The sequence below is a fragment of the Amaricoccus sp. genome (genome assembly GCF_036846665.1).
Taxonomy (GTDB): domain Bacteria; phylum Pseudomonadota; class Alphaproteobacteria; order Rhodobacterales; family Rhodobacteraceae; genus Amaricoccus.
In genome coordinates this window covers 1-12824 of the sequence record NZ_DAIUBO010000108.1, presented here as the reverse complement: position 1 = coordinate 12824, position 12824 = coordinate 1, and the positions used below count along the sequence as shown (strand labels likewise).

General features: G+C 70.0%; 13 protein-coding genes. 11 read left to right on the top strand and 2 right to left on the bottom strand.

Annotation, left to right across the window (positions count from 1 at the left end; all coding sequences use genetic code 11):
• The coding region (locus tag V7050_RS11785) for a S8 family serine peptidase (protein ID WP_324410569.1) at positions 1-1249 on the top strand (1249 nt) is incomplete at its 5' end.
• On the opposite strand, the gene V7050_RS11780 is transcribed toward V7050_RS11785, so the two are convergent.
• Entirely contained in the window at positions 1210-1425 is a 216-nt protein-coding gene (locus V7050_RS11780) for a hypothetical protein (RefSeq protein ID WP_324374777.1), read from the bottom strand. The two genes, V7050_RS11785 and V7050_RS11780, sit on opposite strands and share 40 nt — an antisense overlap.
• Here V7050_RS11780 and V7050_RS11775 point away from each other — a divergent pair.
• The 8 genes from V7050_RS11775 (at position 1336) to V7050_RS11740 (ending at position 9449) form a co-directional block, all read left to right on the top strand.
• Entirely contained in the window at positions 1336-2367 is a 1032-nt protein-coding gene (locus tag V7050_RS11775) for a hypothetical protein (RefSeq protein WP_324374775.1), read from the top strand. The two genes, V7050_RS11780 and V7050_RS11775, sit on opposite strands and share 90 nt — an antisense overlap.
• A gap of 599 nt (positions 2368-2966) precedes the next feature.
• Positions 2967-3455 (top strand): hypothetical protein, encoded by a 489-nt coding sequence (locus V7050_RS11770; protein ID WP_324367963.1) that lies wholly within the window; start codon positions 2967-2969, stop codon positions 3453-3455.
• A gap of 26 nt (positions 3456-3481) precedes the next feature.
• Positions 3482-4861, top strand: coding sequence for a hypothetical protein (locus V7050_RS11765; protein ID WP_324367962.1), 1380 nt, complete (start codon positions 3482-3484; stop codon positions 4859-4861).
• A 431-nt stretch (positions 4862-5292) separates the two neighbouring features.
• A complete protein-coding gene (locus V7050_RS21050) occupies positions 5293-5622 on the top strand; it encodes a hypothetical protein (RefSeq protein WP_442885600.1) in 330 nt (109 codons plus the stop codon).
• 422 nt (positions 5623-6044) lie between these two features.
• A complete protein-coding gene (gene hisC, locus V7050_RS11755) occupies positions 6045-7142 on the top strand; it encodes a histidinol-phosphate transaminase (RefSeq protein ID WP_324367961.1) in 1098 nt (365 codons plus the stop codon).
• Entirely contained in the window at positions 7142-8059 is a 918-nt protein-coding gene (locus tag V7050_RS11750) for a prephenate/arogenate dehydrogenase family protein (protein ID WP_324367960.1), read from the top strand. The genes hisC and V7050_RS11750 overlap by 1 nt, the downstream gene beginning before the upstream one ends.
• Positions 8060-8156: 97 nt before the next feature.
• Positions 8157-8552 carry a hypothetical protein gene (locus tag V7050_RS11745; protein ID WP_324367959.1) on the top strand — a complete coding sequence of 132 codons (396 nt, stop codon included), beginning with the start codon at positions 8157-8159 and terminating at the stop codon, positions 8550-8552.
• An 81-nt stretch (positions 8553-8633) separates the two neighbouring features.
• The gene (locus V7050_RS11740; protein WP_324367957.1) at positions 8634-9449 is read left to right on the top strand and encodes a tellurite resistance TerB family protein; all 816 of its coding nucleotides are present in this window, start codon (positions 8634-8636) and stop codon (positions 9447-9449) included.
• 71 nt (positions 9450-9520) lie between these two features.
• Here V7050_RS11740 and V7050_RS11735 read toward each other — a convergent pair whose 3' ends face one another.
• Positions 9521-10168 (bottom strand): hypothetical protein, encoded by a 648-nt coding sequence (locus tag V7050_RS11735; protein WP_324367955.1) that lies wholly within the window; start codon positions 10166-10168, stop codon positions 9521-9523.
• A 150-nt stretch (positions 10169-10318) separates the two neighbouring features.
• Here V7050_RS11735 and V7050_RS11730 point away from each other — a divergent pair, with 150 nt between their 5' ends.
• Both V7050_RS11730 and V7050_RS11725 read left to right on the top strand, forming a co-directional pair.
• On the top strand, positions 10319-11779 hold the full coding sequence (locus V7050_RS11730) for a protein adenylyltransferase SelO (protein ID WP_324367953.1): 1461 nt from the start codon (positions 10319-10321) through the stop codon (positions 11777-11779).
• Positions 11766-12824: ABC transporter transmembrane domain-containing protein (locus V7050_RS11725; protein ID WP_324410567.1), on the top strand; the 1059-nt coding region annotated here is incomplete at its 3' end. The genes V7050_RS11730 and V7050_RS11725, both read left to right, overlap by 14 nt.

The window sequence follows — 12824 nt, the reverse complement described above, 5'->3', positions numbered from 1 at the left end:
GCTCGGCGGCCTGCCGGTCGCGCTCGGCGACCTGCTCCAACCCGCCTATGACGCGGGTGTCCGCGTCCACAACGACAGCTGGGGTGCCTACATCCAGTCGCGCTACGACAGCATGGCTCTCGACATCGACGCCTTCGTCCACGCCCACCCCGACTTCACGGCGGTCGTCGCCGCCGGGAACGACGGGAGCTGCCTCCCAGGCCATGCCGCACAGGCGGGCTTCGTCGACTTCCCGTCGCTCGGCTCGCCGGCGACGGCCAAGAACGCGATCACCGTCGGCGCCAGCCGCAGCAGCCGGACGAAAGGGGGCTACGCGCAACTGACATGGCATGACGGCTGGCCCGACCATTTTGCGGCGCCGATCGGCGACAAGATGGTATCGGGCGACACGGAGGGGCTCGCGGCGTTCAGCGCGCGCGGGCCGTGCGACGACTTCCGCATCAAGCCCGACGTCGTCGCCCCCGGCACCGACATCGCCGCCACGCGCTCGAAAGACGCCCCGCTCTCCAAGTTCTGGGGCGCCTATCCGCGCAACCGGAACTACGCCTTCCTGGGCGGAACGAGCATGGCCTGCCCGATCGTCGCCGGCTGCGCGACGCTCGTCCGCCAGTACTTCCGTACGGCGCGGACCCACCCGGAGCCGAGCGCGGCGCTCATCAAGGCAACCATCGTCAACGGCACCACGGTGCTCACCGGCGCCGACGCGGTCGCACTGCCGGAGGGCAATCCGAACTTCCACCAGGGTTTCGGCCGCATCGACATGGCGCGCACCCTCCCCGACCCGGCCGCGCCGGCCTTCGAGGTCTTCTTCGTCGACACCTGGCAGCGCGATCCCCACCTCCGCTTCCTTCAGCGCAAGGGCCGGCGGCGCTGGGAATTCGTCGTGAACCAGCCGTGCGAGCTCCGGATCACCCTCGCCTGGACCGATTATCCCGGCCGGAGCCTGCAGAACCAGCTGCGGATCATCCTCGACACCCGCCGGGGAGGAGTCCCCGTCAACTGGATCGGCAACGCCGACGGCGTGCGCCTCCTCGACTTCCCCGCGCACGACCCCCGCCTCGTGCTGGCCGGGCAAACCAACGTCCTGCTGCGCGATCCCCAGAACAACGTCCACGTGATCCGCGCCGAGGTCGAGCCGGGGTCACACACGCTGGCGCTCTTCGCCGACGGCCTGATCTGGGTGCCGCAGGATTTCGCCCTCGTCGCCACCTATCCGGTGGGCGGCGTCACCGTGACGGAGAGGCCCTGACCATGCGCGTCCACGCCATCGACGCCGCGGAAGGGGATTGCCTGCTGCTCGAGGACGGCGGCCGCTTCGCCCTTGTCGACGGCGGCATTGCCGGCATCTGCGCGAAGCGGCTGATGCCCTACCTCATGGACCTGCCCGGCGGCCGCAAGATGCTCGAGGCGGTCATCGTCAGCCATGTCGACGCCGACCACATCACCGGCATCCTCGACCTCTTCGCGGAGGTCGAGCGTGCGCGCGCCGACGGCGAAGCCGACCCGGTGGCGATCGCCGACCTCTGGCACAACGGCTTCGGCTCGACGATCGACGATGCGCGCGGATCGCTGTTCGCGAACATTCAGGCGATGGTGAGCCAGGCGGGGCGCGCCGGCGTGGCGGCTGCGAACGGCTCGATCGCCATGCTGGGAATCGCCGAAGGCGCAAAGCTTCAGCGGATGGCGACCAAGCTCGGTATTCCGCTGAATGGCTTCTTCGGGGGAGGACCGATCGTCGTCGAAGGTGCCACCCGTCCGGCTTGGCCGTTCGGCAACGCCAGTTTCGCCATCGTCGGACCGACCCGGGAGAACCTCGACGAACTTCGCCGCGAATGGGTCGCGTGGATCGAGCGCCACGTCGATGGCTTCGAGATGGGCGACGTCACGGCGATGGCGAACGCCGATACCAGCGTCCCCAACCTCAGCAGCATCGTCTTGTTCGGCGAGACCGCCGATGGCGACGTCCTCCTCACCGGCGACGCCCGCGGCGACCACATCCTGCAGGGCCTCGAGCGGACCGGTTTCCTCGCCGCGGATGGAACGCGTCAGCTGCGCCTCCTGAAGGTGCAGCACCACGGGAGCGACCGCAACGCCACGCGCGAGTTCTTCGAGCGGCTGCCCGCCGACATCTACCTCGTGTCGGCGAACGGCCGGCACGACAATCCCGACACCGCGCTCCTCGCGATGATCGTGGACGCGGCCGAGGCGGCGGGTCGGCATCCGCATGTCGTCGTCACCAACGAGGCGCCCTCGCTCGACTGGCTGCGCCAGAACCGGCCGCCGGCGCAGCACGGCTACACGCTGAGCGTGCGAAAGGAGAGCGGGCACGCCGTGGTGATCGACCTCGCAACCGGAGCGGTTGCCTGAACCCCCACTTCGCGGCGGCGCGAAGGACCAGTGCAGCTGGCGCGTCAAACAGGCCGGCGCATGCAGCGCGCCGATCGTCCGCTTCGGTTGAGCGGTCCGGTGCAGGCAGGGCGGTAGCGTTGTGCACACGCTGCGGCACCGAGGCGGGCCACGCCGCGCGGTCATTGGGCTCGGCCGCGCGGGCCAGGGATTCGGCGATGCGCTACGTCCCCCGGAAGGGCGCGATGGCGGCGTCGATCTGCCACTCGTGCGACTGCCTTGCGTCGACGGCATCTGCATATGGCGCCGGCCGGCAGACCGACCGCGGCCGGTTCCGTCGGGTTCGACCAGCCTCGGTATCGTCGGCCCGGTGCGGATGCGGGTACGCGAGATGACCGTCGCTTCCGACCTTTCGGTTCGTTGCGACGAAAGCCCGGACGGCTCGCGGCCCAGCGCGGAGCGCACGTGACCGGATCGTTCCTTCTCCTGATTCCCGTGCCGCGCAGGAGGCGGAGGCAGGGCTTGCGGCCGTCGAGAAAAGCCATCCATTCCACAGCGAGACATGCTATCATCGGCGTATTGCGAGCAGTTTTTTGAGTCCCATTCTTGGAGAATTTGCAGTGACCCACGCCCTCAATCTCACCCTTCCCCTCAAGCAGGATCCCGAGTCGCAGAAAGCGCTGGCGCATCTGGGAGAAATTTTCGCGGCAGAGGTGCAGCCGAAGATCGACGAGAAACTCAGGGAGTCGCGCCTCGTCCATTTCGCCCGGGTCGTGGTGATCGACAACAAATACATCCAGGTCATAACCGAGTACGAAGGCAGCCATGAGGAATATACCGAGTGGTTCCGGAGGGAACTGACGCCTGTTTTCGCCGCGATCTTTTCGCTGGCCGACGGCGCCCCGGATGTCGCCGATCCTGCCTCCTTCTGGAACTACGCGTCGAGGCACAATGTCCGGTCCCTCGGGAAGTCAGTCGACGGAAGCACGACCCTTTCCGGCGAGCCCGCAGGCTACCTGTTCTCGGCTTACGGCGGCCGCACGGTGGCTCAGATCCAGGACGGGCTCGGGATCGTCATCGCCGACCAGGATGCCAGTACGCCCGCCTGAGACTCAACCGCACCGGGGCTTCTCAGATGCCGGATCTGGCGCGCATTCAGTCGATCGTCGTCGCACGTCCCCCCGAGCGGAGCGCGGCGATCTTGGTGCTGCGGTTCGGCGCGGTCGAAGGCGCCCGGACGCTGCTCGGCTGGATCCTTGACCGCACACCGGCGGCGAGCGGCGGTGCGGTTCGCGGAGCGGCCGTCATGCACCCCTCGCTCACTTGGAGCGGGATTGCGCAGCTCGCCCGCGATCTCGATGGGCTCGATCCGGCAACAGGCGCAGAGGCCCTGGAGCCCTGGTTCGTCGCGCCGCTTCCGACCCACCCCGTCGAACTCGGCTTCGTGGGGGAGAGCGCGCCGGACCTGTGGTGGGAGGGCCGCTGGTCCAGTGCCGATGCGGACATGACGGTTCATGTTCTCGCCGCCGACGACGACGCCCTTGATCTCGCTGTCGCTGCCCTCCGTGCCGAGGCGGAGCGCAACGGCGTGGCCGAACTCTCGCTGGCGGGCTTCGCCGGCGGCGCGTTGCGCGGTCGCGTCCCCTCCGACGGCGTGCTCCATTTCGGCTACCGCGACGGAATAACCCGCCCCGCGATCGATTGGGCCGGGGAGGGCTCGGCTCCGGTCGACTTTCGCGAGATCCTGCTCGGCTATCCGAGCGAGGACTATCCGATCAGCCCGGTCGCGCCGGGCCCGTGGCAGGACTTCGTCCGCGATGGCACGATCGGCTGCATCCTGTGGATCGAGCAGCATGTCCATGCTTTCGAGCAGTTCCTCGACGACACCGTCGCCGCGGTCCGAGGTGTCGCGCCCGAGGGGCTGGAGCGGGAATGGATCGCCTCGCGCATTCTCGGCAGGTGGCGCAACGGCTCCCCCGTCACCCGCTGGCCCGATGAACCACCGGCGGCCGCCGATACCGATGACGCATTCGGCTTCGCAGACGATCCCGACGGGGCGCGTTGTCCGCTCGCAGCCCACATCCGGCTGGTCAATCCTCGCGACGACAGGCTGACGCCCCCCTTGCGGGCGAAATTCCCCAAAGGCCCTCCACGGCTGATCCGCCGCGGCTTTGCCTACGGCCCGCCCATCGCCGGACCGGCGCCGGACGGGGTTCCGCGTGGGCTCGTGGGCGTGTTCTTCGGCGCGCGGCTGAACGAGCAGCACCGTAGCGTCCTGCGCTGGATGCAGGCGACGACGATCAATGACCGCTTTGGCCGGGCACCCTATTCCGGGACAATGCAGGACGGGCTGTGTGGCGTTCGCGGAAAGCCGGGTGCCGATCCGCGGCACGTGCTGCCCCGGGAAGGGGGGGCGGTCGAGATGCGCCTGCGGGACTTCATCACCTTCCGCGGCGCACTTCACGTTCTGACCGCGAGCCTGCCGAGCCTGGAACGGCTTGCCACGGGGCGTTGACCGCCACATGGGGAGGGAGGGGGACGACATCGTGCCACCGAGATCGAAGCAAGACAGCGCCGGAGCCGGTCCGGAACCGGAGCGGAGCCGCCGCAACCCGGTCCTGTCCGCGGAGCCGAGCCGACGTTCCGTTCCTCCGTGGGGCGGACATCGGCGCTGATCCCTTATCCGACCCGGGGGATCGGAGAAGGGTCGACGATCCCGGCAAGATGCTGGATGGCTGGGCGGGCATTGCCGCGTGTCGGGTCCGCGGGATTCCCCCGGCACCGGCCCGACCAGCCTCGAGGCAAGGGTCGGCCGCTGCCAGGCCGCGCCGGCGGGGTCGCTGCGGCTGGCGCAGCGGCTTCGACAGCGGCTCCGACGGCGCGCTCGACGCGGCGATTGGCGGCGCAGTCGACGCCGTCGCGTCGCTGTTCCGAGCGGAGGCGGCGATGGATGTCATCGTCAACGAGGTCGTCGCCACCGGCCGCATGGTCGGCGCCACGGCGCTGCTCGACGAGCCTGGCCCTCCGCCGAGGCCCAGGGTTCATGCTGCTTTCGATGGGGTGGGGATGGGGATCGGATTCCAGTTCCAGGGCAGGATCGCGCGGTGTCGGGAGAGCGGCGCGCCGGCGGTGCGGGCGAGGACCTCGGCGAGCCAGACTTGCGGGTCGACGCCGTCGAGCCTGGCGGTGTTCCTCAGCGTGTCCATGAAGGCGGCCCTGTCTGCGCCGCCGCATATACCGGCCCGGGCGCGTCGCATCCTCCCGCGAAGCGCTTGACGACCTTGCCGGGCTTGGTGCCGTTGCGGCCGGATCGCGCCTGCCATTGGAAACGCCCAGGTGAAGGTGATCCGATCGCCGAACGGTCTGCCATCGGTCGGCGCGCAAGCTCCCCGATAGTCCCATGTCCCGGCTGGTGTCCGTTCCAGCGGCTCCATTCCTCGATCCCTTCTGCCCGGGTCGCCGGCGCCGTCAGGATCAACCAAGAAGTCAATGGTTTGCCAGTGGACTTTGGAGGCCCTTCCGGGGCGGTTTCGCATCTCGCGCCCGCCGGAGGCCGCCGACGGCAGGTCGCGGGGCCGCCGTTCCTGCCCGGAAAGGCGGGCAGGGTGAAACCCGTGGGCCGCCCGCCGTCCGGAATCCCGGTGGAAATCACCCCGGCGGCCGGCTAGAGACGGGGCGCAGCAGATCCGAGCGTGCCCATGTCCGAGCCCCATCCCACGATCCGACCGCAGCCCGGCATTCTCGACATCGCCCCCTACAAGGGGGGTGAATCGACGCTCGCGGGCCATGCGTCGGTGTTGAAGCTCAGCTCCAACGAAAACCCGTTCGGGCCGTCTCCGCGGGCCCTGGAGGCTTTCAGGAATGCCGCGCAAAGCCTTCACATCTACCCGAATTCCGACCATGCGGAGCTGCGCGCCGCCATCGCCGAGGTGCATGGGATCGACGCGGAACGCATCGTCTGCGGCGCGGGATCGGACGAAATCATCGGCCTGCTCTGCCAGGCCTATGCCGGGCCGGGCGGCGAGGTGCTCCAGACCGAGCACGGGTTCGGCCTCTATCGCATCTCCGCGCTCGCCGCAGGGGCGGTGCCGGTCGTGGTGCCGGAACGGGAGCGCAGGACGGATATCGACGCGCTGCTCGCCGCCTGCAACGCGCGCACGCGGCTGGTCTTCATTGCCAATCCCAACAATCCCACCGGCACGATGATCCCGGCCGGCGAGGTCGCCCGTCTCGCCGCCGGCCTGCCGCCGCAGGCGCTCCTGGTGCTCGACGGCGCATATGCGGAGTTCGCCCGGGATTTCAACGGCCATGTCGATCTCGTCGACGCCCGCGACAACGTGGTGGTGACCCGCACCTTCTCGAAGATCCATGGTCTGGGCGGGCTGCGCATCGGCTGGGGCTATGGTCCCGCCCATGTGGTCGATGCGCTCTCGCGCGTGCGCGGCCCCTTCAACCTCTCCACCGCGGCGCTCGTGACCGCCACCGCGGCGATCCGCGACACCGGATGGACCGAGCATTGCCGCAGCGAGAACACCCGCAACCGCGCGCGGCTCGCCGAGGGCCTCGCTGGCCTCGGCATTCCTTCGGACCCGTCCGAGGCGAACTTCGTGCTCGCCCGCTTCCGCGACGGCGCCGAGGCTGAGGCCTGCGACCGCCACCTGCGCGAGCAGGGCATCATCGTGCGCCGGGTCGCGGGCTACAATCTGCCCGCCGCGCTGCGCATCACGGTGGGCGATGCCGCGGCCTGCGAGCGGGTGATCAGCGTGGTGGCGGATTTCGTCAGGGTTCGCGCCTGATGGCCTTCGAGCAGGTGGCGCTGATCGGGCTGGGGCTGATCGCCTCGTCGATCAGCCATGCCATGCGCCGGGCCGGGATGCCGGCGCGGATCACCGGCCATGCCCGCAGCGCCGGGACCCGCGCCGAGGCTGCCCGGCTCGGGCTATGCGAGGTCCGCGAGACCGCCGCGGAGGCCGCGCGGGGCGCCGATCTGGTGATCCTCTGCGTGCCGGTCGGCGCCATGGAGGCCGTGGCCCGCGAGATCGCGCCCGTTCTGAAGGCCGGCGCGATCGTCACCGACGTCGGCTCGGTCAAGGGCGGGGTGATCGCCGCCGTCGCGCCGCATCTGCCGGAGACGGTGCGGTTCATTCCCGGCCACCCGCTCGCCGGGACCGAGCATTCCGGTCCCGCCTCGGGCTTCGCCGAGCTCTTCGACAACCGCTGGTGCCTGCTCACGCCCCTGCCGGGCACGGATCCCGGTGCGCTTGCGGATCTGTTAGGGTTCTGGACCGCGCTCGGCGCGCGGGTCGACACGATGGAGCCCGAGCACCACGATCTTGTGCTCGCGGTGACGAGCCACGTGCCGCATCTGATCGCCTATACCATGGTCGGGGTCGCCGACGACCTGCGCCGCGTCACCGCCTCGGAGGTCATCAACTATTCCGCCGCGGGTTTCCGCGACTTCACCCGCATCGCGGCGTCCGACCCGGTGATGTGGCGCGATGTCTTCCTCAACAACCGCGAGGCGACGCTCGACATCCTCGGCCGCTTCACCGAAGAGCTCTTCGCGCTTCAGCGCGCCGTGCGCACCGGGGACGGGGCGCATCTCCAGGAGTATTTCACCCGGACCCGGGCGATCCGCCGCGGCATCATCGAGGCGGGACAGGACACCTCCGTGCCCGATTTCGGCCGCACGCCGGCGGCCAGGGGCCATTGACCCGGAGATCGGCGCGCCAGCCGTGAAGTCCCGGAAGGGTGTTCACCCGGATCGGGGTTGGGCTGCATTCGCGAAACCCGGCCGAGGACCCCGAAGGATGAACGACCCGCATCATGCTGCCCACCTGAAGGTTCGCAGTCGGGATCAGATCGTTCGCCACGTGATGGCGGGCCTGGTCCGGCTCGCGCGGCTCGATCCGCCCGAACCGGTGCGCAGGTATCGGCGGAGCCGGCCGGGCGTGTCGATCCACCCCGACATCGAGAAGCCCGGAGGCTTCGAGAGCGCCGGTCATCGGGTGGCCGGCACGCGGAAAGGCTGTCGCAGCCGGGACGCGGCGGGCCGGGAGTTCGTCCATGCCGCGGTCGATGCCGCAACCCGGCTGGCCCATGTCGAGGTCCTGCCCGACGAGCGCAAGGAAACGACCGCCGCCTTCCTGCTAGGCGCCCCGGCGCCTGCGCGGTTGGCCTGCGCGCGCTTATCTGCTAGCACTTGACCCCATGGCCTTTGGGCCAGTGTGGGGGAATGCGTTGCTCCGCCTGCAGACGCGGATGCACGCGATCATGGGAGCGACGTCATGAGTTTCGGAAACATCCTGAGCCAGATCCTTCAGGACGGCCTCGGCCAGGGGTCGCAGACCCGCAGTCGCGTCGACACCGCGAGCCGCAATCTCGGATCCGCGGGCGGCGGCATCGACGGCATCTTCGGCCAGATCCAGGACGCCCTCGGCCGGGCCGGCGTCAACACCGCCGGCGCCTCCCAGGCCGCCGGCGGCTTCGCCGACAAGGCGCGCGACTTCCTGCAGAAGGACCAGGTCGGCGGCATGTCCGGCGCCCAGATCGGCGGCATCGGCGCGGTGGCGGGCGCCCTTCTCGGCGGCGGCCTCGGCGGCGCGGCCCGCGGCGGCGCCATGGCGGTGCTCGGCACGCTGGCGCTCGGGGCGCTGAAGAGCGCGCAGGCCCGCAAGCAGGGCGTCGAGACCGCAGCGACCGATCCCGGAATCGACATCGATACCCAGGAGGTCAAGTCGCTGGTCAGCCCGGACGCCGAGAAGCTCGCGGTCCGGGCCATGATCAGTGCCGCCAAGGCGGACGGGCAGATCGACAAGGACGAAATGCAGAAGATCGTCGGCAAGATCTCCCCGGATTCGGTAACCGAGGAAGAGAAGCGCTTCGTCATGACCGAAATGCAGGCGCCGATCGACATCCCCGGCCTCGCGGCCCAGGCCCGAACCCCGGCGCAGGCCGCCGGCGTCTATGCCGCCTCGCTGCTCGCGATCCACGTCGACACCGCCGAGGAGAAGCGCTACCTCCACGATCTGGCGCAGGCCCTTCACCTCGACGACGGTACGGTCGCGGAACTCCACCGCATGACCGGGGCCCCGGTGGCCTGACCCTTCCACGACAGCGATGCGCCCGTCCGAGAGGGACGGGCGCACGCGGCAAGGTCGCAGCCGGCTCGGCGCTATTCGGCCATGATCCTTTCGATCCGGGCCCGCTTCTCGTCGTTGTCATCGCTCGAATTCACCACGCCCTCGATCTCGGCCAGCTTGTCGAGGGTCAGCGCGTCGACCCCCGTGGAGTCGATGCCGAGCTGGTTCATCTCGACCGTGACCGAATCCTGAAGCTGCGGCACGCCCCAGCTTCCCGCCGTGGTTGCCTCCGAGCGGCCCATGACCTCCTGGATCCGCGCCGTCTTGCTAGCATTGTCGGCGCTGGAACCGACAATATTCTCGATCTCGGCGAGCTCGCTGAGCGTCAGGTTCTCGACGCCCGTCGTCGTGATGCCGAGCATGTTCATGTCGGCCGTCACCGAATCCTGGAGCTGCTGCGCGCCGAGCTTGGCGGGAACCGCCGCGTCGCCGGGCTGGCCGAGGATCGCCGCGATTCGCGCGGCCTTCGTCTGATCGGTGTCGGTGCTCCCCATCACGTTCTCGATCTGCGCCGCCTGATCGGCGGTGATGACGCCGACCGACGCGACGTCGAAGCCCAGCTGGCTCAACCCGATCTGGGTCGAGTCCGACAATTGCGCCTGCTGCGCGATGCCGGGCGCCGCGGCCCCCAGCGCGAGGGCGAGCGCCGCTGCGGAGGCGGTGAGGAATCGCTTGTTCACGGTTGTCGCTCCTTCCATCAATCCGGCGGCCCCTCAGGCCGCTCAGTCCGTTCGATAAACGCCCCGCAGCAGGGATAGGTTCCGCCGCCCCGCCGGATCGAGACCGGGTCCGGGCTTGCCCGGCGCGCCGATCTCACCGATATCAACCCGATGGCCACACCCCGACATCGCCCGGAGACGACCCACGAGGCACTCGGGCCCGAGTTTCTCGACCCGGTTCGCCCCGCGCGCTTTCCTAAATCCCGGCTCCGTTTCCGCAACGACCGCTGGGCGGCGCGGATCGGACTCGACAAGTTCTCCGACGCCGAATGGATCGGCCATTTCGCCCGGTTCGAGCCCCTGCCGGGCAGCTTTGCGGAACCGCTGGCGCTGCGCTACCACGGCCACCAGTTCCGCGCCTACAACCCCGACATCGGCGACGGGCGGGGCTTTCTCTTCGCGCAGCTGCGCGATCTCGCCGACGGCCGCCTGCTCGACCTCGGCACCAAGGGCTCTGGCACCACGCCCTATTCGCGCCAGGGCGACGGACGGCTGACGCTCAAGGGCGGGGTGCGCGAGATCCTCGCCACCGAGATGCTCGAGGCGCTCGGCGTCTATACCTCCAAGACCCTCTCGCTCGTCGAGACCGGCGAGGCGCTGATCCGCGGCGACGAGCCTTCGCCGACACGCTCCTCGGTCATGGTGCGCCTCAGCCACAGCCACATCCGCATCGGCAGCTTCCAGCGCCTCGCGGCCCATGGGCTGCTCGACGAGATCCGGCGGCTCACGGAACACTGCATCGCGCATTTCTGGCCCCTCGCCGCCGAGGCGGAGGATCCGGCCGCGGGCCTCTACGACGCGATCACCGGCGCGGTGGCCCGGATGGGCGCGGAATGGTTCGCCGCCGGCTTCGTGCACGGGGTGCTCAACACCGACAACGTCAACATCACCGGCGAGAGCTTCGACTACGGCCCCTGGCGCTTCCTCGACCGCTTCGATCCGGCCTTCACCGCCGCCTATTTCGACCAGACCGGCCTCTACTGCTTCGCCCGCCAGCCCGAGGCGCTGAACTGGAACCTCGCGCGGCTGGGCGAATGCCTGATCCCGGTCTCCTCTGTCGAGGCGATCACGCCGGTCTTCGAGAGCTTCGCCGAGCGCTTCCAGGCCGAACTCGCGCGCCAGACCTTCGCACGTCTCGGGCTGCTCCCCGGCGATCCCGCCGAGGCACGCAGCCTGATGCACCGCTTCTGGGGCGCGATGCAGACCAGCGCGCCGCCCTTCCAGCAGGTCTTCCACGACCTGCTCGGCGGCGGCCTGCCCGAGCGGCTGCACGCGAGCCCGATCCGTGCCACCTTCGAGACCGCCGCTTGGGCCGAGGTGATCGAAGGCCTCCGCGATCTCCCGAAGGCGCCGGGGCTCGACGCCGCTCTCGCCCACCCCTACGCCCGTCGCCCGGAGCCCGTCACCATGGTGATCGACGAGGTGGAGGCGATCTGGTCGGCGATCGACACTGACGACGACTGGCGCCCGCTGGCGCTCAAGCTCGAGGAGCTGCGCGAGGCTGGCGAATTCAACTGCAGGCTCGGCCTGCTCGCCGGCCCGAACGGTCGGCCGGGTCATGTCCCGCTCTGACCCCTCCGCCCTCTGGCTCTACCGCCGAAGCCTCGCCCTGCTCGGTCCCGACCGCGGCCGCGCGGCGCTGGTCGCGGTCGCTGGCGTCGTCGTCGCCATGGTCCAGCTCGCCGAGCCGGTGCTCTTCGGACGCGTGGTCGACGCGCTATCCGAGGGCCGCGGCGCCTTCGGAACCATCGCCCTCTGGGCCGCCCTGTCGCTGGCCGGCCTCGCGACCGGCGTCGCGGTAGCCGTCACCGCCGACCGCCTGGCCCACCGCTGTCGTCTCGCCGCCCTGGCGCTCGCCTTCGAGCGGGCGATCACCCTGCCGGTCGGCTACCACGCCGAGAAGGGCTCGGGCGCGGTGGTCCGTACCATCCTCGCCGGCACCTCCGCGCTCTTCGGCCAGTGGCTGGGCGTCCTGCGCGAGCAGCTGACCGCGCTCGCGGGCATCGTGCTCCTGGTACCGACCGCGATCGCCGTCGACCCGCGCATGGCCTCGGTGCTCGGCGTGCTAGCGCTGGTCTACCTCGCGCTCAACATCCTCGTCATCCGCCGCACCCGCGAGGGGCAGCGCGCCGTCGAGCGCTACCATTCCGGCGTGTTCGGCCGGGTCGGCGACGTCCTGGGCAACGTCTCCGTGGTGCAGAGCTTCGGGCGGCTCGCCGCCGAGACCACCGCCATGCGCGACGTGATGGCGGACCTGCTTGCGGCCCAGTACCCGGTGCTGACCTGGTGGGGCATCCTGACCGTGCTCACCCGCGCGGCCTCCACCATCGCCATGGTCGCGGTGCTCGCAATCGGCGCGCTGCTCGCCGCACGCGGCGAGGTCACCGTCGGCGAGATCGTCGCCTTCGTCGCCTTCGCCAACCTGCTGATCGGAAAGCTCGACCAGCTTTCGCGCTTCGCCGCCGGGCTGTTCCGTCAGACCCCGGTGCTCGCGGGCTACTTCGAGCTGCTCGACGCCCGCCCCGAGGTCGCCGACCGCCCCGATGCCCGGCCGCTCGGCCCGGTATCCGGCGCAGTGCGCTACGAGGGCATCAGCTACAGCTTCCCCGGCACCGAC

Coding starts and splice junctions, on each gene's coding strand:
- V7050_RS11780 (WP_324374777.1), bottom strand. CDS start 1,425: ATGGCTGACGATGACCGCCTCGAGCATCTTGCGGCCGCCGGGCAGGTC.
- V7050_RS11765 (WP_324367962.1), top strand. CDS start 3,482: ATGCCGGATCTGGCGCGCATTCAGTCGATCGTCGTCGCACGTCCCCCC.
- V7050_RS21050 (WP_442885600.1), top strand. CDS start 5,293: ATGGATGTCATCGTCAACGAGGTCGTCGCCACCGGCCGCATGGTCGGC.
- hisC (WP_324367961.1), top strand. CDS start 6,045: ATGTCCGAGCCCCATCCCACGATCCGACCGCAGCCCGGCATTCTCGAC.
- V7050_RS11750 (WP_324367960.1), top strand. CDS start 7,142: ATGGCCTTCGAGCAGGTGGCGCTGATCGGGCTGGGGCTGATCGCCTCG.
- V7050_RS11745 (WP_324367959.1), top strand. CDS start 8,157: ATGAACGACCCGCATCATGCTGCCCACCTGAAGGTTCGCAGTCGGGAT.
- V7050_RS11740 (WP_324367957.1), top strand. CDS start 8,634: ATGAGTTTCGGAAACATCCTGAGCCAGATCCTTCAGGACGGCCTCGGC.
- V7050_RS11730 (WP_324367953.1), top strand. CDS start 10,319: ATGGCCACACCCCGACATCGCCCGGAGACGACCCACGAGGCACTCGGG.